Below are 23370 nucleotides of genomic sequence, written 5' to 3'. Positions count from 1 at the left end.
GAAATTTATGAAATTTCTATTATGATTTGTGCTCAAATTAGGTGTTTAGTCCCAGATTTTAATGGTGCAATATGGCTTTGTTGCACAAAGATTTAAAAAATAGAACTACTCTAAGCGACTCAAATTTAAGTGACAACTTGGGTATGAGCTCGGCCTAATTCCATAAATTTATTTAATACTGCCACACGTGCATGAATCTCATTCACCTGGCTTTGAAAACTCCGTGCACTGAGTTTATCTCCCAATAATTTGATGCAATGCATCTTGGTTTCTACCAAGCTTCAGCGATGATACCCAGACCACTTTTTCCAAATTGCTCTTCCTAGGCATTTAACCGTTTTCAACAATTCATTTCTTTCTAAAGATCTCAGCTTTTTGTCTTTCCAGGGCTTCGCATTTTTTCTTGGCGGAATCACCGCATGTGCCTGTCGATCTGAAATGACTTTTCTGCAGTGTTTCGTGTCATAAGCACCATCTGTATAGACAGAATCAATCTGCTCATCAAGTGGAATTTGATCAAGTAAATCCTCGAGTACTTGTGAATCACTGACATTGTTTGTCGTGAGCTGAACAGCCCGTATTTGCAGCGTTTCAGCATCTATACCAATGTGAAGTTTACGCCATTGGCGACGATATTCAGGCTGATGTTTCTTACGTTTCCATTCACCTTCACCTAAAACTTCAAGCCAGTAGAGTCGACGAGTAGGTGGAAACCATCACGACTTTTTTGATAGCGAATTGCAATATCAATATGCTTTTGTCTTCTACAAATAGTCGAATACGAATATCACTGATATTCGGGGCTGCTCAGCCGCAAAGTTTAATGAGGCTCTGAACAAAGCCAGTGACCATGCGTAAAGCGAGTCGAAATAGTGATTTGATCATAAGGCAGCATTGAATAGCCGCATCAGAATAAGTTTGATTTCTACCATGTTTGCCTTTTGGTTGTGCATACCATTGAGTAGTCGGGTCAAACCAGATCAAGATATTTCCTCGATTCACCAAAGCTCAGTTGTAAGAAGACCAATTGGTTGTGCGATAGGTTTTAGGTGCGGGCTTATTCATTAAAGAATTATATTGCTAGATAAGCCTTTACAGATAGGTTTGTGCAACAAAGCCAAGTATTTTAATAATTTTTTGAATTCGTCAATGCATAAGTCCTAGATTATCTTGTTTTGCTTTAAAGTTGTGACTAAATCTACAAAATGATTACAAATTGCTATGTACCTATTTGACAAGTTCGGTAAAATGGCAGCAATTGATTTAAAATATTTTAAAAAATTAATAATGGAATTTCGCGTGCGACACTTTGAACTGGCTGTTTTATTGGCATGTGGCATTGCCACTACGGGGTGCGCTGTCACCTCTGGCTTACAAACTTATGACTTACCAAATGAAGGAGTCTATACCACCGACTTGGGCACCGCAGTCAATGTTATTAAACTCACCCAAGACTCAATGCTTACGGTGCAGCCTGCAGTTCACAATATTCAACAAGACTATGCGCATTTATTTCATACACCACAGCGTCAATACACCTTAAGTTCAGGCGATATTATTTCTATTTATTTATGGGCATATCCTGAAATTTCGGGAAGTAATTCTGACGCTAAAAATAGTTATCAAATTGACCAAAGCGGCTATATTCAGTTTCCGATTATTGGCCGCTATAAAGCTGCTGGTAAATCTTTAAGCCAAGTTAACCGTGAACTTCGTGGTCAGTTATCCCGTTATTTAAAAACCCCAGATGTGATTGCTCGAGTTTCCTCTTATCAAGGACAACGCTACTCAGTTCAAGGGAATATTGGGCAGAGTGGTGTATATTATTTAACAGACCAGCCTGTCAGTATATATAATGCTTTAGGTATGGCGGGTGGTATTAATGCCCAACAAGGTGACAATGCTTCGATTACTCTAATTCGTGACGGAAGAAGTTACATCCTTAACAGTATCGAATTAGAAAGGGCTGGATATTCTTTACATAATCTACTTATTCAGGCTAACGATACCATTTACGTCAATGCCAGAGAAGATCAAAAAGTATACGTGATGGGTGAGGCTGGAAAAAACCACGCTTTAGCGATGCGTACAGGAGGTATGAGTTTAGGCGATGTTTTGGGTGAAAGTTTAGGTGTCAATCCTTTTACTGCAAGCCGCAGTAAAATTTATGTAGTACGCTACCAACCAAACAATCAAATAACCGAAATTTATAATCTTGACTTGACCAGTATAGGAGACTTTGGTCTTGCCAATCAATTTAAAATGCGCAGCAATGATATTGTTTACGTTGATCCGACAGGTTTAGTCCGCTGGCAACGTATTATTAATCAAATTGTCCCATTCTCTAATGCTATTTCTGGTTTTGAACGCTTGGGGAATTAATGAAAATTAATCACATTTTGGTGGTGTGTATTGGCAATATTTGCCGTAGCCCCATGGCAGAATACTTTTTAAAACAGCAATATCCACACTTACAGATTGAATCTGCGGGCATTTCAGGCTTGGTGGGCAATTCAGCCGATGACAAAGCACGTTTATGTATGCAACGTCACGGTATAGACATGAGTCCACACGTAGCCAAAAAACTCAATGCAGAACTGATTAAAAAAGCCGATTTGATTTTGGTGATGAGCCAAAATCAACAAAAGCATGTGGAACAAACTTGGCCCTTTGCCAAGGGCAAAACCTTTAGATTAGGGCACTGGCAAAGTAAAAACGTGGCTGACCCGTATCGGTCCGATCAAGCCGTATTTGATGAAACCTGTCAGTTGATTAAAACCTATATTGCGGACTGGAAAAAATATATCTAATTTTTGATATTCCAACTTTTTTAAAATTCTACTTTTTTGATGTTTAAACTATGAGCCAAACCGCCAACACCGAAGACAGCATTGATTTAAAGGAATTATTTTTTTCCTTAATTGCGCAATGGAAACTGATTACCCTTTGCGCTCTACTCAGTATCTTCTGCGCTTTACTGTATTTAAGAACCACACCAAATATCTATCAGGTTGATGCTCTCATTCAAGTTGAAAGCAATAAAGGTGCTTCCTCAGTCCTATCAGCAAATTTAGCCACAGCGATTGATCAAGCATCGCCAGCTCAAGCAGAGATTGAAATTTTAAAATCACGTTTGGTGTTGGGTAACGTGATTGACCATCTGAATTTAAATATCCGCGTTTCGGGTACAGAAGACAGTTTCTGGAATCGTTTAATTGCCAAGCATGAATATGACATTGAATATTCATCTCAGTCAGTGCTATTTAAAGACAATCAAAAAAGTTTTGATATTCGTCAGTTCGATATCCCGCAATATTTTCAAGATAAAAACTTAATTTTAAAATTTGCACAAGGCAAATACAGCCTAACCGATGCAGCAACCGAAAAGGTGGTTTTTTCTGCACCTTTAAACCAAGCCAATCAATTACAGTCTGAATTTGGGCTGTGGAAAGTGGCTATTTTTAGTCAAGACCATTTTGATACAAGTTATAATATATCTAAGCAAAGCTTGCCTGCTGCTGTTAGATCTTTGTTATCTCAATACCAAGTTTCAGAAAAAGGGAATGGGGCAGGTATTGTTAGTTTAACCTATCAAGGTGTTGATAAAAAACATATTACTCAGGTACTCAATGCTATTCTAACAACCTATACTCAACAAAATATTGAACGTCGTACTGCAGAAACGGCACAAACCTTAAAGTTTTTGGAAGATCAACTCCCTGAACTGCAACAACAGTTAGATGTGGCAGAACGTGAATTTAACCGATTCCGCCAACAATATAATACGGTCGATGTTACACAAGAATCAAATCTCTATATTTCTCAAAGTATTAGCCTTGAAACCACAAAAGCGTCTCTTGAACAACAAATCGCAGAAACTTCAGCTAAATACACTAATGAACACCCAGCTATGCAGCAAATGAATGCACAATTGGATGTGATTAATAAACGTATTGCAGAATTAGATGGCACCCTTAAACGCTTGCCAGAATTACAACGCCAATATTTACAACTATTCCGTGAAGTAGAAGTCAAACAACAGCTGTATACAGGCTTGCTTAACTCTTACCAACAACTGCGCATTGTAAAAGCAGGTGAAATTGGTAACGTAAGAATTGTAGACCAAGCTGTTGAACCTATTGCACCTATTAAACCTCAAAAAATGAGAGTTCTCGTTATCTCATTATTTATGGGAACGTTTATTGGCCTTTTATTTGCACTTATGCGTAATATGTTGCGCTCAGGTATTAAAGACTCGAATCAAATTGAAAATGAACTGGATTTACCTGTTTATGCCACTGTGCCACATTCATCTGTGCAAAAAAGCCGTATTAAAAATCTGAAAAAGAAGAAGAATATTCCTATTCTTGCAGTGAAAAACAGTGATGATATTGCGATTGAAAGTCTACGCAGCATGCGTACTGCGATTCACTTTGCTTTAAGCAGTGCCAAAAACAATATCATTATGATTTCTGGTCCTGCACCCGAATTAGGTAAATCTTTTATTTCGACCAACTTAGCGACCATTTTGGCGCAAAGTGATAAGCGCGTATTACTGATTGAAGCCGATTTACGTCGTGGTTATATGCACAAATACTTTAATTACGACCCTAAGCCTGGCTTAACCGAATACCTGAATGGTCAACAAGAGTTAGGCAGTGTTGTGCACGATACTGAAGTTGAAAATTTAAGCTTCATCAGCCGTGGTAAAAGTCCTGCTAATCCATCAGAATTGTTAAGCACGCAAAAATTTGCAGACATGCTCACGCACTTGTCGAGCCAGTTTGACCATATTCTGATTGATACCCCGCCAGTTCTTGCCGTCACCGATGGGATTATTATTTCACAATATGCGGGTGTGAATTTGGTGGTGGCACGTTATGCCAAGACTCAAATGAAAGAGCTTGAACTGACTGTCAACCGTTTTGAACAAGCTGGTGTGAAAGTAAATGGCTTTATTTTGAATGATATTCAACGTGAAGCGGGTGGTTATGGCTATGGTTATAACTATGCTTATGCCTATAAAGCCAATAAGGATGATGATTAAACTATTTACTCAACCTCCCTTTTTGCTAGGCTTCCTTCTTTGTCAAAGATGAGCCATGTATGGCGCAAAGAGGGGGATTTTTACTAAGGGTGAATAATATATGATGCAAGCCACAAAAGTTAAAAATCCCTCCTAACCTCCCTTTCTTACGCAAGAGTTTAAAGCTGTGCTTAAACTCTTCCTCAGGGATGAGCTCCATTACAAAGTTTATGCTTGTGCTAACCTCTCCCCCCCTTTTACAGAAGAATTTTCTGTTGAAATTTACAACAATACTCAACAATTCACATTGCAAAAATCCACTCAAAAACCTATCTTGGTTACAGTTTATAAACGCTGAGAATATATAAGCATGTTTCCACCCAAAGCGCTGTTGGCGACACTGGCATTAAGCTCATCCTTAACCTTTGCCCAAGGCATTGTCTTAAATGACCAAAACCTTCGTACCGATTTAAACTGGCTAAATCAGCAAGGCGTGATTCAAATTAGTACTTCAACTTGGCCTATGAGTGGTGATGAAATTCAACGTGCACTTTCTCAAGCCAAAGTCAGCAACAACAATCAACAAAAAGTCATCGATGCAGTGGTGGCACATTTAAATGCCAATAACCAAGTGTTCAAAGCCTCGCTTTTTGCAGAAACTGATCAAAAAAATATTCCACAAGCGTTTGGCGACCAACAAAAAGCGCAATATCAAGCAGGCTTGGAACTCAATGCAGGCAATCAACACTGGGATGCTAAAATTCGGGTCAATGCAGAAAAAGACCCACAAATTGATAACGATCAAGATGTCAATATTGAAGGTTCCTATATTGCAGCCAAGCTTTGGAATCAATGGCTCATTGCAGGGCAAATTCCAACCTACTGGGGGCCTGCACATGACGGCAGTTTAATTCGTGGCGATGCTAGCCGCCCAGTTTACGGCGTAACCATGCAACGTGCTGAACAACAAGCTTTCAGCAACAAATGGTTGTCATGGATTGGTCCATGGCAATATCAAGCCTTTGCAGGTCAGTTGCATGATTATGATACTGTACCCGATGCCAAATTGATTGGTTTACGTGTCACTGCACAACCGCTACCTTATTTGGAATTGGGTGCTTCACGTGCCTTTCAATGGGGGGGTGAAGATCGTCCAGAAAGCTTGAACTCACTTTGGGATGCTTTTGTTGGCAATAAAGACAACGGCGGCACAGGCGAACCCGACCCATCTAACCAAATTGCAGGCTTTGATGCGCGTTTGAACCTACAGCCCTTGCTACAATTTCCAATGGCTGTCTATGCACAATATGCAGGTGAAGATGAAGCGGGTGGCTTACCCGCTAAAAAAATGTATCTAGCTGGGGTAGATTACTCATCAAGCTATCAAGATATGCCGTTCCAACTCTATACCGAATGGGCAGATACCCGTACTAACGGTAAAGCACAAGGTATCACTTATAATCATAGCACCTATAAAGGTGGCTTCTACCAACATGGCTATCCTTTAGCGCATGCCATGGGCGGTGATGGACAAATGATTTCAGTGGGTGGGGATATACGTTTTGATCGTATCAACCGCGTGAATGCACGTATGCTGTTTGCCAAATTGAATGAATCAAACCGCACAACCAACCAAGCTTTCCCTGAAAAAGATGAGTTAAAGGCTTTAGATTTAACTTGGACGCATTATTTACGCCCAGATATTCCACTTAAACTGAATGGCTGGATCAGCGATTCAGATATTCATGACAATGATGGTGGTGCGTCTATTGGTATTGAGTTTCCTTTAGAAAAAGGGCTGTTTTCATATTAAGCCTACCCGCTAGACCGAAATACTTCATGGATGAGATCGGCACCGATTTCATCCATTTTTTCTAAGATTACAAATTCAGCGTAACTCAAATATTCATTGACGCAAAATTTCAGGCAATGTCTTATAACTACCGCTTTTGCTTAATTCAATTTTCATTTTCTGCAGCATTTGATACGGTTGCTGCTGCACAAACATATTCACAAAACTTAAAGGAATCGAGCCTTCAGGGTTGGCATAGCCATAGGTACTGACTTTGACTTTGTGATTGCCCAGTTTCTGAAAGGTCCAGTCGCCTTCGTAGTCCTGAATACGCACATAATCTGGGTTCAATGGATAGCCACCCTCAATGGCTTTATTTTGAATACTAATCATACCTTGCGCATCTTTACTCATTTTGCCTTTGACCACCAAATCACGATCTTTTAGTGGAAAAGGAAAATCCAGCACCATATACAGCAAGAACTCACCTTTTTGGTCATCGCGTGACAAGACTTTGACACTGCCCACATAAGGCACCCATTTCACGGCATGATCGACATCTAAAATTAAGGCAGCGGCTTTTTCTAAAGGCACATTAAAGGTCGTTTCTGCCCTGTATAAGAATACAGGGCTAGACTGCTGTTGAAAGGTCCAGACTTTAATATTGTTTTTATGTATGCTCAGTTTGGCATGTTCAATATTTTGCGCAGAAGCTGCACAAATACAGGTGCTTAACCCAAGCATGAGCAGAGATTTTTTCATTTTATTTTACATCTTATTTTAGTTTTAGATCGGGTCTGATGCTTTATCATCCATGACATCAGACCCTAGTTTTAGCGGTAGATTAAAAATTGTTCAAGTAATTTTTATCTATTTCGTATTACTGCGCAGTTTTAAATCTGTATATCGCTAAATCCAAGGACATCTTTCATATCGTATTTACGCGCTTCGCGTCCCACCACCCACGCTGCAGCACGGACTGCACCTGCAGCAAAGTTCATGCGGTTGGTAGCTTTGTGGGTAATTTCCACACGCTCGCCATCGGCAATAAACATCGCGGTATGTTCACCCACAATGTCGCCACCACGAATGGTTTGGAAACCAATACTTTTACGTTCACGTGGCCCTGTGTGTCCTTCGCGGCAGTAAACAGCATCGTGTTTTAAATCACGACCTAAGGTTGCTGCAATGGCCTCGCCCATCATTAATGCCGTGCCTGATGGTGCATCGACTTTATGACGATGATGCGCTTCAATCACTTCAATATCTACACTATCACCAAAGACTTTGGCTGCCAATTCCAGCAGTTTAATAGATACGTTTACACCAACTGAATAGTTGGCGGCATACACCACTGGCGTCTGTTGAGCCGATTCTTCTAAGAATGCTTTTTGTTCATCATTCATGCCTGTGGTGCCAATCACAATCGCCACGCCTGCTTCACGACAAAGCTTTAAGTGCTGTGCAGTGGCGGCTGGTGCGGTAAAGTCGATCACGACATCGCAGTCAGCTAATACTTGTTCTAGGCTGCCCACGACTTTCACACCGAGTGTACCTACACCTGCCAACTCTCCTGCATCTGCACCCAATAAGCTGCTTTCTGGACGTTCTACTGCGGCTGCCAACTGGTAACCTGCTTCTTGAACGGCTTGAATTAAGATGCGTCCCATACGGCCGCCTGCGCCTAATACACCAATGCGTGGAGTTGCTGACATAGCATATTCCTAAAATAGATTCTAAATTGTGCTTACTATAGCAAAACTCGCTGCCTAGACTAAGTTTGTCTGCCAAGTTTCTGGGTTTATTTTTATCGGAAAATTACTGTCTTTGGGGGAGTAAGTCAGACTTTAGATCATACTGGCTAATTTTTAGGAGATTTCCATTAAAAATTTAGCAGCAAAAAGCTGTTTTTTATGTGAATTTCCTCTGTACACGACAAAAATAGATAACTCATTGAAATAATGTCACAATAATTGTTTTCTAACGACGAATGGCTTTGTTGCACAAAGATTTGAAATGCAAAGCGCCCCTAATTGAGCCAAATTTAAGGCGTAACTTGGGTAAGTGGTCGACCTAATTCCGTAAATCTGTTGAGGACTGCTACAGGTGCATGAATTTCATTCACCTGACTAGGAAAGCTTCTTGCCATTAATTTATCGCCTAATAATTTGATGCAATGCATCTTGGTTTCCACCAAACTGCGGCGATGATAGCCTGACCATTTTTTCCATAGTGTCCTGCCTAAACGTTTAACTGTTCGAAGTAATTCATTTCGCGCTAGCGAGCTACTCTTTGTATCTTTCCATGGTTTCGCATTTTTTCTAGGTGGAATCACCGCATGTGCTTGCCGATCTGCAATGACCTGACGGCATTGCTTGGTGTCATAAGCTCCATCGGTATAAACAGAGTCAATCTGCTCATCTTGAGGAATCTGATCGAGTAAATCACCAAGTACTTGTGAATCACTCACATTATTTGTAGTGAGTTGAATAGCGAGTATTTGAAGGGTTTTGGCATCTATACCAATATGTAGTTTACGCCATTGGCGACGATATTCAGCTCCATGTTTCTTGCGTTTCCATTCGCCCTCACCTAGAAACTTCATGCCTGTAGAGTCTACGAGTAGATGCAGCCCATCGCTACTTTTTGGGTAGCTGATTGCAATATCAATATGCTTTTGTCTTCTACAAAGCGTACTGTAATCTGGTGCGGTCCAATTTAATCCGCAAAGTTTAATCAGACTTTGCACAAAGCCAGTGACCAGACGTAAAGATAGACGGAATAAGGATTTAATCATTAAGCAGCATTGGATAGCTGCGTCGGAGTAGGTTTGATTTCGCCCTTGTTTGCCTTTTGATGGAGCATACCATTGCGTAGCAGGATCAAACCAAATGGCAATATTTCCGCGACTCATGAGTGCTCGGTTATATGCGGGCCAATTGGTTGTGCGGTAGATTTTGTGTGTAGGCTTCTTCATTTGAAAATTATATCGCTGAAAAAGCCTTTACAGATAGGTTTGTGCAACAAAGCCACGACGAATACTATGACACATCTCAATGAGTTATATCTTATCTTAAACAAATCTCTAAAATGGAACAAGTCACATTTAAAGTGCTTTGCGCTCATCATGCTTGTGATCATTTTAAAGCAAACATGTAATCTTTCTTCTGCATCTAAAGCCTTGCCCATCAAGTGCTTACCACAATCATTTTATCGACGTATGCAGCGCTTCTTTGCAGGTCAGTATTTTGATTATCGTCAAATTTCTCAGTTGATTTTCAATATTTTTTCATTCGACAAAGTGAACCGTACCGGGTTTGTCGGAGACTTTTTTATTTAAGTTAGGCCACCAGACCTAATAACGGGTTAATCTTATCATAGTACATTGCTTCAAACTCAAAAGGCGATACATAACCCAGTGCACTGTGTACACACTTTTTATTGAACCAATCTACCCAGTTTAGTGTCGGAAGTTGTACATCTGCTAAACCTTGCCAATCTGCTTTTAAATATTCAATCACCTCTGTTTTGTATAAGCCATTCACTGTTTCAGCCAGAGCATTATCGTATGAATCACCAGTTGTACCGACTGATGCTCTAATTTGAAGTTTTCCTACAATTAACATAATACACCTTATGCGAAGTCAAAATGTAACTCCAAAATAGAAATGTCCGGTTTCTCCAAAGTAAAAATGTCCGCTTTTAGAATATGCACTTTTGCAATTTCGTTAGCGGACGGTTTGATATGTTGGTGTCTATGTCGGATAAAGAACTTAAACGATTGTCGGTCTTGCAGGAAATCTGCGATCAACGCATAACTCAATCCCAGGCTGCTCAGCTACTTCATATTTCAGAACGTCAGATCAGACGCTTACTGCAGAAATACAAAGCTCAAGGTCCCGCTGCATTAGCCCATGCCGGTCGTGGCCAAATCAGCAATTCCAAACTTCCTGAAGAACTCAGACTCAAGTGCCTCAATATTGTTTCTGACCAACTCCATGGTTTCGGACCCACTTTAGCGCATGAAAAGCTCACCACCGTACATGGATTCGATCTTTCAGTAGAAACCCTGCGTTCCTGGATGACTGCAGCTGACTTATGGATTCCTCGATCCAAGCGCCTGAAACGCCCGTATCAGCCTAGTTACAACCGGGATTGCTTTGGTGAACTGATCCAAATTGATGGCTCATATCATGACTGGTTTGAAGGACGCGCTGCTAAATGCTGTCTGCTGGTGTTTATCGATGATGCTACAGGAAAATTGCAGCATTTACGCTTCTGTGAATCAGAATCAGCCTTTGACTATATGATTTCAACACGCTTGTATGTTGAGCAGCATGGTAAGCCGTTGGCATTTTACAGCGACAAACATTCAGTCTTCAGGGTGAATCAAAGCAGCAAGAAAGACACCAAGATTACCCAGTTTGGACGCGTACTCAGTACCCTGAATATCGATATCATCTTCGCCAATTCACCACAGGCCAAAGGCCGTGTGGAACGTGCCAACAGAACCCTTCAGGACCGTCTGATCAAGGAGATGCGTCTGGAAGGTATCAGCTCGATTGAGCAAGCTAATGCCTGGCTACCCTGCTGCATTGAGCAGTTCAATCAGAAGTTCGCCAAGATGGCTTTTAATCCTAAGGATCTACATCGGCCTATCACTGAAACAGCCGAAGAATTAGATGATATTTTTACTTGGCGTGAACCCCGCAGAGTCACGAATAGCCTGACGATTACTTATGATAAATGCGTATATCTCCTGGAAAACACCGAAGAAAATCAAAGGTTGATCGGTAAGTATCTTGAGTTCCTGGAATACCCGGATGGTACTGTAGCCCTCATGCATGATGGCCGAAAGATCAATTACAGCCTCTTCGATAAATTAAGTCAGCTGAATCAGCGAGAGATTGTTGAGAATAAACGGTTGGGTGCTGTTCTGAATCATATCCAGCAACAGCATGAAGAACTGGAACAACAAAACAAACGCAATCGTTCTCAAAAGATGCCAAGCAGACGTGCACAGAAAATAGCAATCAAAGAACGAAATCTAAATCCTGTGCTTGACTTGGAATTGTCCATATAGGACATTTCTACTTAGGAATAACACAAAAATTGCGTATAACCGCCATTATGTTAAGTAGGTTTATTACAAATCTCCGCAGAGTAAAACTTGAAGTGCGACATAAACCACCTAATTAATTTAAAAATAGAAGCAAATTGCTTCCATTTTTATCGTAATAGATTAGACCTCTTGCGAAAGTATCGTTTTACCTAATTTTTGAATTGGATAAAACCTTATAAAATGTAGCTTTGGGCTGTTTAAATTTTGACTAACGCAAGAAGTCTATTATTTATCTAGTAAACCAACTCATATACTCTTAATTTATATGGAGAACTCGGATCCGAAAATAATCCAATAAATTTTAATTTGTTATTTAAAACAATTGGATCATTCGAAATAACATATTTAATGTTCATATTTTTAGCGGCTTCAAAGTCAATTGGTAAGTAAACGAATTTTGTGTTAATTGATCTATGTGGTTTATAATCTGAATCCTTTGAAAAAATATAAGCTCGACCACCCCAATTATCAAAATATGCTTTATATTTTTCAGATTGATCTAGTCCAGGCTTAATCAAGCCTCTAAATTCATTTTTATATTTTTGGTAATATGCATTGTGGTATCCATCCATAGTATAAAAACCATTATAAGTAAGAACACTTGGATGAAATCCAAAAGCTATAACTCTTTCATCTTTATTATATTTTATTGTGTTTTTGATTTTATCAAATAAATTAATGCTATAAAATTCATTGTACGAGAATTGATTCTCGCACTTCGATAGGTAGTTGCATTTAATTGTCCTATAAAAATCATTTCCATATGTTGGATACACGATGGTAAGTACTAATTGAGCAAATAGAAAAAATAATATTATAAATTTATTAGAGCTTTTGTGTAGGTATGAGATTAATGATAATGTTGCCAAGCACCAAAAGAAAGAATTAAACCATATAAATCTAGAAAAGTTCCAACCAGATAGCGGTGAAACATATTCCCATACTAGATACTTAACATCAGTTGTGGTATACACTGCATATATGAAACAGTTAACAATTATTAGTCCGAAAAGCAGATAAATTGGTGTTGGTAGTTTAATATCTTGTTTTATTTTTATAAAAATAAGATACAGCGTGAAAGGTATAAAAACAAAAGTTAAATTTGAAAAATGATATTGTCCAGAGACTATCGATTTAATAAATACTTTTAATAAATTACCTTCTTTTAGCAATATCATTGTTTTTCTGATCGTATCTTCACTAGATAAAACCATACTAAATATTAGTCTGTATTCTACTAAAAGGTATCCTAAAGATAAGAAAATCAAGGATAAAAAACTATATTTATATCGAGAATCTTTTTTATATATTAAATATATAAAATGGAATCCCATGTAAACCAAAATAAACATTCCAAATCTTGTTAACTCAGAGAGTATTGGGTATGCAAGTATTAAAATTAAAAAAACTATACTTTGTTTATTAATATATTTTAAGTATAAATATAAAATCAGTGGTACAGAAGCCTGAGCTATATACAAGTTTTCATTACCAGGCATTAATGCAAATGAAATAGCAATTAAACATACATAGATTGTTGGAATATTTTTGTTGCTAAAAAGATAATTTGCTAGAATTAAAAATGAAAAAAAACCAATTGTAAATTTGGTAACTATAAGAACACAATGTGCAAGTAATGGATCCAAATATATAAATATGAAGTTAACAAGTTGTGTTTCTGGTAAGAGAATACCTCTTTCAGTTTCCCCCATATATGGCAATAAATAGTTATTTTTAGAAAACCATGCATTATTGTCTGATAGTAGTTTATACCAACCAAAATGCTGATCTAAATTATCATGTATCTCAATAAAAAGGTTTGAGTAATTTAAGCTAAAAAATAGTATTAAAATAAATACACTAAAAAAGTAAAAATATAGTTCTAGCTTATATTTCATTTTTAAAATCTCTTTTTAAAATATATCTTGGTCTATTCTTAGTTTCTATATAGATTCTACCTATGTATTCACCTAAAACACCTATTCCTATTAGTTGAATTCCCCCTAGAAATAAGATTGAAACTAGTAATGATGGATATCCTTTTACATCATTTCCCCAAATAATTGTTTCTATAATTAACCAAGAACCGTATAAAAATGATAAGGTTGCAATTAGAAGTCCAACATACGTCCAAATTCTTAATGGTATGGTTGAAAAACTTGTTACACCCTCTAACGCAAGATTCCAAAGTTTCCATCCATTAAATTTGGTTTGACCAGCACTTCTTGTAGGACGGACATATTCAACAACCTCAATTTTTCCGCCAACCCACGAAAGAATTCCTTTCATAAAAAGATTTATTTCAGGAAGCCTCTTAATATTTTCCACAATTTCCCGAGACATTAACCTAAAGTCACCAACATTTTCTTCAATTTTCGGCGAGCTAATTTTGTTGTGTAATCGATAAAATGCCAAAGCTGTCGATCTTTTTAAATAGCTATCAGTACTTCTGTCACTTCGTTTAGCTAAAACCATATCAGCTCCGGCCTGCCACTTTTCAATCAATAGTGGAATAACTTCAATGGGATCCTGAAGATCAACATCAATTGGAATTACAGCTTCACCCGTTGCATGCTCTATCCCTGCAAATAAAGCCGGTTCTTTTCCAAAGTTTCTAGTAAAACTTAATACCTTAACTAGATTATCTGTAGTTGATAGTTTGTGAATAATTGATTCTGTTAGATCTTTACTACCATCATTAATAAAAATGATTTCCACATCATATTTTTGTAAACCTTCATAATTTCTTACTGACTCATAAAAAATAGGAATAGCTTCTTCCTCATTAAAAACAGGAACAACTAACGAAATTTTCATTTTTTATCTCTAAATACAAAAAAATTAGAATAAATAAAACCAAGAAACAAACTTATCATAGAGAAAGTCATTAAAGTAACTAAGGCCGGTAAATTCAATTTATCTGCAATATATCCTAAAGTTACTGCCATAGTCCCCATAAAAATTACAAAACTAAAATAACGGAATAAAGTTACATCAGATTTAAATGTCCATTTGGAGTTTGCAAAAAAACTGAATGTAGCAGCAACAGAAAATGCTAAAAGGTTAGCAATCATTTGTGAAATATCTAAAGAGACTACTAAAAGGAGAAAAACTATCCAATGAAGAGATGTGTTTAGTATACCAATCGAAAAATATCGACTAAATAGTTTAAACATTTGTTTCAATTATTTATTGTAAATAAAGTCGCAATTATTACATATAATTCATGTCTCTGTACACGACAAATTTCACAGAACCCTTATCCTATCAGGATTCTGCTTTCTTAAAATTGCCAAAATTTCCTTAAACTCTTCTTTTTTCCCAAAACCAATTAAACGCTGAATCGCCATTTGAACATAGTCTAAACCATAGCGAAATAAACTCATTGAGAGTCGTCCATGCTTCTTTATTTTTATCGCTTTTTTTTGATTATGTTGCCATTCACCCGTTAAGTAACACCAACAGAAGATTATAGCTAACACCGCAATCAATTTTTTCACTCGTCTAGGGTCTGTCAAGCGCGTATTTTCAAGATTAAACCCGCGTCCTTTGAGACAACTGAATAAGGTTTCAATTTCCCAGCGTAATGCATAATCCTGAATAGCATTGGCATTAAACTGAGGAGAAACGACGAGTAAAAGCTCTCCATTTTCTAACTGTAGTGCACTTATATATAGTTTCACCCGACCAACCAAAATCCGTCGTTTACGACATTCAATTTGACCAACTTTAAGATGGCGAAATAAATCACTAATTTTATGATTCTTTCCTAAATGATTGGTGACAATGAAGTTTTTTTAACACGAATGCAGAAGTTGATGTCTTGTTCAATTAACCATGTAAACCACTGCTCACCGATAAACTCTCTGTCTGCGAACACATTCACAATACGGTCTTTACCAAAAATGGCTATAAAGCGTTGAATCAAAGCAATACGCTCTTTCGTATCTGAATTTCCACGTTTATTAAGCAATGTCCAAAGGATAGGTATCGCTATTCCACGATAAACGATTGCGAGCATCAGGATATTAATATTTCGTTTTCCCCATTTCCAATTGGTTCTATCTAAAGTCAGTTGCACTTGGTCGAATGAAAACATATTGAAAATCAACTGAGAAATTTGACGATAATCAAAATACTGACCTGCAAAGAAGCGCTGTATACGTCGATAAAATGATTGTGGTAAGCACTTGATGGGCAAGGCTTTAGATGCAGAAGAAAGATTACATGTTTGCTTTAAAATAATCACAAGCATGATGAGCGCAAAGCACTTTAAATGTGACTTGTTCCATTTTAGAGATTTGTTTAAGGTAAGCGTCCGCTGAATCTCATGCCTATTTTTTAATTTTGGTCGGATTTCCAGCGGTGTGGCAGTAATTCTTCTATTTGGGTCACTTTATGTGTCGGCAACCTTTTCAGAACATCACTTAAATAGGCATACGGATCCAGCCCATTCAGCTTTGCTGACTGGATTAATGTCATGATATTGGCTGCTCGCTGACCGCTGCGCAGCGAACCTGCAAATAGCCAATTCTTACGTCCCAACGCCCAAGGTCGCATCTGGTTGTCGGGTAGTCAGACGCAGTTACCTACGTCCAACCCCCTAAGAACCGTGCATGCGAGTTTCCCAGCACACGGCTCAAGCCTCTGCTAAGGCGCCATTCGGCACCCGGTTATACATCGTTGACATTGGCAAACTGAACACTCCTCGGACAATACAGATGGTAAATCTCAAGATTAGCAACTGCATCCGTTCCACCATGACTTAGCTTCACAATATGACGGCTGTGCCATGGTGTATCTTTGGTGACTGGTTTAAGACAGGCGCAGCAGCGACCACCTTGTTTTAGCCACACCCGATACAGCTTGGCTCGCCCCTTTGCGGAGACCAGCATTCTTTTACCCCATAGGGATTCGAAGTACTCATCCCATGCGGGGTCATGAGGGTTAGCAGCAGCCTTGATCTTGATATGTCGCACAATTGGCGTGTCCGAGGCAGACACTAATGTGTATTGTCGCTTCCGACCATCGGCGGACTGTTCATCACATGAGAACACCCATCGACGCGCTCCTTGTACTTTGAAATACCGATCTTTGACCCATCGGAGTGTCTTGCGAGGGTGGCGACGTACAGCCCATCGCCAGAGCATTTCCCACACTGCGTTGTCTACCTGGTTGAAAACCTTCTTGGCAACGACATGACTATGATAGTTGGCCCAACCCCTTAGAATCGGGTTGAGCAAACCGATCAAAGTGGCCTGTCGTGTCGCTTTGTTTGCATTGATTAATGCTCGCAGCTTGTCAAGATGAGCGCTGATGTTTGCCTTTGACGGCTTGATCAGTAGCTTGCCGTTGTACTTACGTACGTTCCAGCCAAGAAAATCGAACCCGTTCCCTATGTGCGTGATTTTGGTCTTTTCCTGAGAGAGCACGAGACCGCGCTGCGCCAGAAATTCAACCACGGCAGGACGAACTTCATTTTCGAGCCACTCTTTAGAATACCCCGTGATGATGAAATCATCCGCATACCGTACCAGTTGCAGCTTTTTGCCTGTCCATTTGGCGTTAGAGAACCTCTTAGCCAGCATCGTTTCCAGTCCGTCCAAGGTCATGTTGGCCAGCACCGGGGAGATAATACCTCCTTGCGGTGTTCCGGAAAGACTGGGAAACAGCTTGCTTTGGTAGACGTAACCGGCTTTGAGCCATTTCCGTAGAATCACCTTGTCCATTGGGAGGTTGGCGATCATCCATTCATGGCTGATATTGTCGAAACAGCCTTGAATGTCACCCTCTAGCACCCACTCCGCACTTACTTTTCTTGACAGCACACCAAAGCACTGTGCTGCAGCATCCGCGGTTGAGCGTTGCGGTCTGAACCCATAAGAGTTCCGATCAGCGATGGTCTCCGCGATGGGTTCCAAAGCCAGCAGATGGAGCGCCTGCATGGCCCGGCATTTCATCGTGGGTATCCCGAGAGGTCTCATCTTGCCATTTTTCTTCGGAATAAGGACTCTCCGAAGCGGAAGGGGCGTGTAACCTCGCCTCTTCAACGACATCATCGCACCGGTCTTGGCCTTGGGTGTATTCCAAGTCACCTTGTCGACCCCAGCCGTGTTTTTGCCTTTGTTTTCAGACACTCGTTTGACGGCCAATGCTTTGCCACTAAACGAGTGAGTCAGCAGCCATTGCAAAGCTTTCGCCTTGTTATGCCTGCCGTCTTGTACCGCCTTCACAATACGCGCTTGCAGCCCTCTGACATGACGCTGTACAGCAATCCAATCGATGCTGTCCCACGATGTGCTGGAAGGTGCACACGCTGATACTGCTGCATTCATTTGCTCTCCCTCCATTAAAAGGGTTCTACACACTCTCTTGTGATGAGAGACCATAAGGACGTCAGCCCGCTTTCGCGTGGGGTAATGTTTCAACCTCTATCCAACCCATTACAGACTGGCATTCGCTTTTTCCTCGTTCCTTCGCCCGCATCACCATGGGCAGTTTTTGCAAACTGCTTTCCCAATGGGGGTAATACGGGATTTCCACGTTCCGCTTACTGAAGTACATCGGCTTAGGTGCCTGCTATCGACCGGGAGGCGTATGGGTCACGAATGCGTAGTAGAAAGACGCGATTCCCACCTCCATTACCGTTTTGGTTCGAGCGTATTAGCCATTTCCGCTCGTTCAATTTAACGATCGTTGCGCAGATTCACATGTGTTCACCATACCGATTATCTAGCCCTTGTCCGGCTATGGCTGCCAGAAGAGTACGCCTCTCACGATTGATACCCCGCACCTTACGGTGCCTCGTTACATTGTCGAAGGCGCTCTTTATTCAGCCTTCTAGATTCACCCGGTGACACGGGTGGTTCCCGCAGGGGGAACAACTTCATTAAGCGACTTCGTGTCGCACTTCCACCCAATTATTATCTATAGGTAGATTGCCATCATCCAGATAGCGGCTTAAAGCTGGCCAACGCTTCAGAGTGTAATTGATCGCCTTGGCGGTGGGAGAACTCGATGGCACTGTCAGATGATGTTGGTTGAGCCATTCATATAGTTGTTGCATCACTGGTTGACTATGCTGTTGTCGGTATTCGCGGCGGTCTTCCGCTGTACCATCGGTCTTTTTCCTGAGCTCTGCTTCTATCGCATACAGTTTCTGAATCAGCACTAATGCCTGTTCAGCGACCTGACTTTTCCCAGTTACATGCAGTTCATGGAATTTACGACGTGCATGGGCCATGCAGCCCACCTCTATGACCTGGCCTGATTTAAAGCGTGCTTTATAACCACTGTAATCATCACAGACCAGATGGCCCTGCCAGCCTTTCAAGAACTCTGCAGCATGCTGGCCTGAACGACTATCCTGAAAGTCATAGATCACCGCCTGAACTGGATTGTACTGTGTAGTGGCATAGGCCCAGACATAACCTTTCTTCGGTTTTTTATCATTCTCACCCATCCGCATGATGGTAACCGGTGTTTCATCTGCATGCAGCACCTGCTGTTGTAGTACCACCTCTTTTAAGGCATTGGCCAGAGGTTCCAGTTCTACACCGCAGCGACCTATCCAGTCAGATAAAGTTGATCTAGAAAGTTCGATTCCCGCCCGCTGATAGATCAGGCGTTGACGGTACAGCGGCAAATGATCGGCATATTTCGATACCAGCACATGGCTGAGCAGTTCAGGTGAAGCAATGCCTTTATCAATCACATAGGCAGGCATCGCTTGCTGAGTCAGGGTGTCACACTGATCACAGACCCATTTGCCACGGACATGCTGTTCCTTGTAGAACTGTGCCGGTCTGAAATGCAGTTTTTCACTGATATCTTCGCCGATACGACGTAACTGGCAGCCACAACTGCATTGGGTTGATGCAGGTTCATGCTCAATACGGATGGTGTGTAGATGATCGGGCAGTGGTCGACGTTTAGGTTTATTGGTTTTGGCTTTGTGTGTCACTGCATCGGTTTTATCTGCATTTAGCCGTTCCAGTTCTAGATCAACCGCGGCAATATCTTCTTCAACCGCTTCATCCCACAGGTGGATTTGTTTTGCAGTGAGATGTTCGTTTTTACTGCCGAATTTGTGCTGTTTAAATAGTGCGAGTTCATGCTCGTATTTTTGATTGAGAATAGAAAGATGTTGAACTTTAGAATCTAATTGCTGATTGGTGACTTCAAGATGTTGAACTCTGGCATCTAATTGCTGGTTTGATTTTTCTAATTCTTGATTTGATTGTGCCAGAGACTGATGCTGCATCGCCAACTGCCTGGTGAATTCCAGCAGTTGTTCATGGGTCAGTTGGCTTAAGTCAGGCAGCGTATTCATGACCGCAGTATGCCTGAGGTCATGAGAAGAATGAAATAGAACGTTTGGAGAATAGCAGAATGGAACAGCCTGGTTTAAAGCATCGTCACCACCTGCTGTCGTCCAATGCGCTGCCAGGGCAAACCTTGGATCAGTGCCTGTAACTGTTCCGGGCTGAGGGCCACGGTTTCACCTTGGTGAACTTGAGCCCAGTGAAATTTGCCCTGTTCCAGCCGCCGGGCACACAGCCAGATGCCCAGTCCATCATGTACCAGTACTTTCATGCGATGGCCACGTTTATTACAGAACAGGTAAGCACAATGCGGTTTGATGTAGCCAAAGGCTCTCACCACCTGAGCCATGGTCGTATCCATACCTGCACGCATGTCCATGGGCTGAGTAGACAACCAGATTTCATCAATGCGGATCATGTTGCAAGTACCTTGAGTAATTCTGCTAAAGCAGATATTTTCGATACTTGCCATTTCAAGCCAATTTTTGCTTTTGAGTGGGGTAAAGTAATTTGAACTTTTAACATGTCAGTAGGAGTAGGATCTAATGGTGCAGAGCAAGATAAGGCAATAAATGCAGGTTTATTCGGTAGTGGTGAGCGATCACTCCCTGGCTTAGCATCAATTAAGCGAATCCATTTGGATACAAGATTTGTATTCAATCCATGTTGCAAAGCGACTGAAGCAATTGAAACGTCCGGTGCTTTACAAGCCTGAACGATCTGCTGTTTAAATTCAGCACTGTATGTTCTTCGTTTTTTCGCAAGAGATGCGATGGATGTCTGATTATTTGTAGTCATAAATTTAAGTCCCCACTTGTTTCTAAGTGGGGACTAAATTAAGGCTTATAGGATGAATTCAGAAGGTGTGTTCAGCGGACGCTTACTGTTTAAGATAAGATATAACTCATTGAGATGTGTCATAGTATTCGTCGTTAGAGAACAATTATTGTGACATTATTTCAATGAGTTATCTATTTTTGTCGTGTACAGAGGTGAATTTCACAAATTTGCAAACTTGTATGCGCAGACTAGCCTGCACGCATGAGAACAATTGCAAAAATGAAAGGGGATTTACATGCATTCAAAGAAAATGGTCGCAGCATTACTGCTCAGTATGACCGCAGGACACGTTTTGGCAGAACCAGCAATTCAAGCAGGCGATACACTAGAAAGCCTATCTAAAGTCCGTATTAGCGTAACGCTACAAGAACCGTTAGCAGTTGATGTGGATGCACCTGAGCTTGAAACAGAAGCAGCGCAAACTGTAAATGTTGTAGCGCCTGAAAATACAGCTCAGCCACAAACTGCCGTTGAAACTGCAAGCTCAGAAAATGCAGATGTTTTAGAAATAGATGTACCTGAAGTCGAATAAGAGTACAGCAGATACAACAAAGGCGATCTTCAAGATCGCCTTTATTTTTGAGTTTAGATCAGGTCGTGCTTTGACATACCTAACCTAGGTTTCCTTAATCAAACAAACGATCAAAGAAAGACTTTTTCTTTGGTGATGACTGACTGCCCTCACCTTCCATCGTCGTCTGTAACTCTTTTAACAATTCACGCTGACGTGCCGTTAAATTCACAGGTGTTTCCACCACAATACGGCAGAGTAAATCGCCCTGCATACTGGTACGCACAGGTTTTACCCCTTTACCACGCAAACGGAACAATTTACCCGTTTGTGTTCCCTCAGGTACTTTCAGGCTCACGCGACCATCTAGAGTCGGAATTTCAATTTCCTTACCTAAAGCAGCATCGGCAATGCTAACAGGCACATCCATATACAGATCAGCACCATCACGCTGGAAGATTTCGTGCTCACGCACCACCACTTCTACATATAGGTCGCCCGATTGACCATCACGAATGGCTTCACCTTTACCTGTTAAGCGTACGCGGTCGCCGTTGTCCACCCCTGCAGGAATGGTCACTTCAAGAGTTTGCTGACGGTCTGACACCCCCGAACCATGACATTTTTTACATGGATTCTTGATGATTTTGCCCTGACCACGACAGGTACTACAAGTTTGCTGTACCGAGAAGAACCCTTGTTGCATGCGTACTTGACCCGCACCATGACAGGTTGGACAAGTTTCAACATCATTTGGATTTTCTGAGCCTTTACCATCACAAGCTTCACATGGCGCAGGTGCTGTAAAGGTGATGGTTTTCTTAACGCCTTTGACTGCTTCTTCAAGCGTCAATTCCATCACATAGCGTAAGTCTGAACCACGGCGTTGACGTTGCTGGCCACGCCCCCCCCCACCAAAGGCTCCACCGAAAATATCCCCAAACTGGCTGAAAATATCTTCCGCACTGAAACCACCGAAGCCGCCAGCACCACCGCCCATACCACCTTCAAAGGCTTGATGGCCCATACGGTCGTACATGCTGCGTTTTTCGCTGTCTGACAGAACTTCATACGCTTCTGAAGCTTCTTTAAACTTCTCTTCAGCTTCAGGATTGTCCGGGTTACGGTCTGGATGATATTTCATCGCCAACTTACGGTAGGCTTTTTTAATTTCATCATCACTAGCGGTTTTAGAGACGCCCAAAACCTCATAATAATCACGTTTAGCCATGTCTGGCGATGCTCCTCACGGAATTCTATTTAAAACTTAACTGAAGTCTGAAATTGGGGTCAAACTGAGTTTTACAAGGGAAAGCTGTTAAAAATTTTAGCTGAAGTGCTTTAGATGAAGTTCAAGCCATTAGAACACAGCTTTATTTTTCAAAAATTTGGATAGCCCTTTAATCCAAGCATTGATTAAAAATAAGAAGGCAATCACGGCAAAGACCACACCTGCTACGGTGCAGGCTTTGACCCATAAAAAGGCATCCCAAGGAAAGAAGGCCAATGGAATAAACCACAATGCAGCAAACAATGCCAATACACTGTAAATCACCACATTACGCATGATCCATAAAGCCTGTGCCTGTAACCAGACTTCAGTGCTATCGACCACAATCACTTTTCGTGCATACCAATACGCCAATGCACCACTCACCACAGTAAATAAAGCAAAAAACATAAACACGTAAGAGATCGCGACAGACCGGCGAAACTTTACCAAGTTATCTTGCTTCATAATGTGATTTAACCCCA

The 23370-nt window shown here is 40.8% G+C and carries 18 protein-coding genes and 5 pseudogenes; 7 read left to right on the top strand and 16 right to left on the bottom strand.

From position 1 onward, the window contains the following. Nucleotides 1–125: 125 nt before the first annotated feature. Nucleotides 126–1005 (bottom strand): annotated as a pseudogene (locus C3Y93_RS10160) (IS5 family transposase). Nucleotides 1006–1299: 294 nt separating this feature from the next. Between C3Y93_RS10160 and C3Y93_RS10155 the strand changes: the two are divergent. The 4 genes from C3Y93_RS10155 (at nucleotide 1300) to C3Y93_RS10140 (ending at nucleotide 6839) form a co-directional block, all read left to right on the top strand. Beyond that, entirely contained in the window at nucleotides 1300–2382 is a 1083-nt protein-coding gene (locus C3Y93_RS10155; protein WP_213064875.1) for a polysaccharide biosynthesis/export family protein, read from the top strand. Beyond that, nucleotides 2382–2810, top strand: coding sequence for a low molecular weight protein-tyrosine-phosphatase (locus C3Y93_RS10150; protein ID WP_104852826.1), 429 nt, complete (start codon nucleotides 2382–2384; stop codon nucleotides 2808–2810). Before C3Y93_RS10155 ends, C3Y93_RS10150 begins: the two co-directional genes overlap by 1 nt. 50 nt (nucleotides 2811–2860) lie before the next feature. Beyond that, nucleotides 2861–5047, top strand: a complete 2187-nt coding sequence (locus C3Y93_RS10145; RefSeq protein ID WP_104852825.1) for a polysaccharide biosynthesis tyrosine autokinase — start codon at nucleotides 2861–2863, stop codon at nucleotides 5045–5047. Between the two features lie 349 nt (nucleotides 5048–5396). Continuing rightward, entirely contained in the window at nucleotides 5397–6839 is a 1443-nt protein-coding gene (locus tag C3Y93_RS10140; protein ID WP_104852824.1) for a capsule assembly Wzi family protein, read from the top strand. 93 nt (nucleotides 6840–6932) lie between these two features. Here C3Y93_RS10140 and C3Y93_RS10135 read toward each other — a convergent pair whose 3' ends face one another. The 3 genes from C3Y93_RS10135 to C3Y93_RS10125 form a co-directional block, all read right to left on the bottom strand. Next, complete coding sequence (locus C3Y93_RS10135) at nucleotides 6933–7580, bottom strand: START domain-containing protein (RefSeq protein ID WP_104852823.1); 648 nt, start codon at nucleotides 7578–7580, stop codon at nucleotides 6933–6935. A gap of 131 nt (nucleotides 7581–7711) precedes the next feature. Next, nucleotides 7712–8533 carry a 4-hydroxy-tetrahydrodipicolinate reductase gene (gene dapB / locus C3Y93_RS10130; protein ID WP_104852822.1) on the bottom strand — a complete coding sequence of 274 codons (822 nt, stop codon included), beginning with the start codon at nucleotides 8531–8533 and terminating at the stop codon, nucleotides 7712–7714. 329 nt (nucleotides 8534–8862) lie between these two features. Beyond that, nucleotides 8863–9795 carry an IS5-like element IS17 family transposase gene (locus C3Y93_RS10125; protein ID WP_104852821.1) on the bottom strand — a complete coding sequence of 311 codons (933 nt, stop codon included), beginning with the start codon at nucleotides 9793–9795 and terminating at the stop codon, nucleotides 8863–8865. Nucleotides 9796–9861: 66 nt separating this feature from the next. Here C3Y93_RS10125 and C3Y93_RS10120 point away from each other — a divergent pair. Continuing rightward, nucleotides 9862–10131: pseudogene (locus tag C3Y93_RS10120) on the top strand (IS4 family transposase); the annotation flags it as partial. Nucleotides 10132–10159: 28 nt separating this feature from the next. Here the strand turns inward: C3Y93_RS10120 and C3Y93_RS10115 are convergent. Next, nucleotides 10160–10420: pseudogene (locus C3Y93_RS10115) on the bottom strand (integrase core domain-containing protein); the annotation flags it as partial. A 155-nt stretch (nucleotides 10421–10575) separates the two neighbouring features. Here C3Y93_RS10115 and C3Y93_RS10105 point away from each other — a divergent pair. Further along, nucleotides 10576–11901: an ISNCY family transposase gene (locus tag C3Y93_RS10105; protein WP_104852819.1), complete on the top strand. Its 1326-nt coding sequence runs from the start codon at nucleotides 10576–10578 to the stop codon at nucleotides 11899–11901. Between the two features lie 272 nt (nucleotides 11902–12173). On the opposite strand, the gene C3Y93_RS10100 is transcribed toward C3Y93_RS10105, so the two are convergent. From C3Y93_RS10100 to tnpA, 9 genes and pseudogenes are all read right to left on the bottom strand, one after another. Further along, nucleotides 12174–13838, bottom strand: a complete 1665-nt coding sequence (locus tag C3Y93_RS10100; protein ID WP_104852818.1) for a DUF6044 family protein — start codon at nucleotides 13836–13838, stop codon at nucleotides 12174–12176. Continuing rightward, nucleotides 13828–14757 (bottom strand): glycosyltransferase family 2 protein, encoded by a 930-nt coding sequence (locus tag C3Y93_RS10095; RefSeq protein WP_104852817.1) that lies wholly within the window; start codon nucleotides 14755–14757, stop codon nucleotides 13828–13830. The genes C3Y93_RS10100 and C3Y93_RS10095 overlap by 11 nt, the downstream gene beginning before the upstream one ends. Further along, a complete protein-coding gene (locus tag C3Y93_RS10090) occupies nucleotides 14754–15116 on the bottom strand; it encodes a GtrA family protein (RefSeq protein WP_104852816.1) in 363 nt (120 codons plus the stop codon). Before C3Y93_RS10090 ends, C3Y93_RS10095 begins: the two co-directional genes overlap by 4 nt. Nucleotides 15117–15188: 72 nt before the next feature. Next, nucleotides 15189–16267 (bottom strand): IS4-like element ISAba1 family transposase gene (locus tag C3Y93_RS10085; protein WP_104852815.1). Its coding sequence is split into 2 segments (ribosomal slippage): nucleotides 15189–15739 and nucleotides 15739–16267, totalling 1080 coding nucleotides; the frame shifts between segments, so codons are not numbered across the junction. 14 nt (nucleotides 16268–16281) lie between these two features. Then, nucleotides 16282–16509, bottom strand: a pseudogene (locus tag C3Y93_RS10080) (transposase domain-containing protein); the annotation flags it as partial. Between the two features lie 104 nt (nucleotides 16510–16613). Beyond that, complete coding sequence (gene ltrA, locus C3Y93_RS10075) at nucleotides 16614–18275, bottom strand: group II intron reverse transcriptase/maturase (protein WP_104852814.1); 1662 nt, start codon at nucleotides 18273–18275, stop codon at nucleotides 16614–16616. A 575-nt stretch (nucleotides 18276–18850) separates the two neighbouring features. Then, nucleotides 18851–20272, bottom strand: a pseudogene (gene tnpC / locus C3Y93_RS10070) (IS66 family transposase); the annotation flags it as partial. A 74-nt stretch (nucleotides 20273–20346) separates the two neighbouring features. Further along, complete coding sequence (gene tnpB / locus C3Y93_RS10065) at nucleotides 20347–20682, bottom strand: IS66 family insertion sequence element accessory protein TnpB (protein ID WP_000618091.1); 336 nt, start codon at nucleotides 20680–20682, stop codon at nucleotides 20347–20349. Next, nucleotides 20679–21062 (bottom strand): IS66-like element accessory protein TnpA, encoded by a 384-nt coding sequence (gene tnpA, locus C3Y93_RS10060; RefSeq protein ID WP_104851828.1) that lies wholly within the window; start codon nucleotides 21060–21062, stop codon nucleotides 20679–20681. The genes tnpB and tnpA overlap by 4 nt, the downstream gene beginning before the upstream one ends. Before the next feature lie 277 nt (nucleotides 21063–21339). Here tnpA and C3Y93_RS10055 point away from each other — a divergent pair, with 277 nt between their 5' ends. Beyond that, on the top strand, nucleotides 21340–21636 hold the full coding sequence (locus tag C3Y93_RS10055) for a hypothetical protein (protein ID WP_104852812.1): 297 nt from the start codon (nucleotides 21340–21342) through the stop codon (nucleotides 21634–21636). A 94-nt stretch (nucleotides 21637–21730) separates the two neighbouring features. Here the strand turns inward: C3Y93_RS10055 and dnaJ are convergent, their stop codons facing one another. Continuing rightward, nucleotides 21731–22846 (bottom strand): molecular chaperone DnaJ, encoded by a 1116-nt coding sequence (gene dnaJ / locus C3Y93_RS10050; protein ID WP_004970338.1) that lies wholly within the window; start codon nucleotides 22844–22846, stop codon nucleotides 21731–21733. A 129-nt stretch (nucleotides 22847–22975) separates the two neighbouring features. Continuing rightward, the gene (locus tag C3Y93_RS10045) at nucleotides 22976–23353 is read right to left on the bottom strand and encodes a hypothetical protein (protein WP_026438412.1); all 378 of its coding nucleotides are present in this window, start codon (nucleotides 23351–23353) and stop codon (nucleotides 22976–22978) included. Between the last annotated feature and the right edge of the window lie 17 nt (nucleotides 23354–23370).

Origin of the sequence: Acinetobacter sp. SWBY1 (genome assembly GCF_002946595.1) — a bacterium.
GTDB classification, from domain to species: Bacteria; Pseudomonadota; Gammaproteobacteria; order Pseudomonadales; family Moraxellaceae; genus Acinetobacter; species Acinetobacter towneri.
Note: the sequence above shows the minus strand (reverse complement) of the source record. Positions and strands in the feature narration are given on the sequence as shown.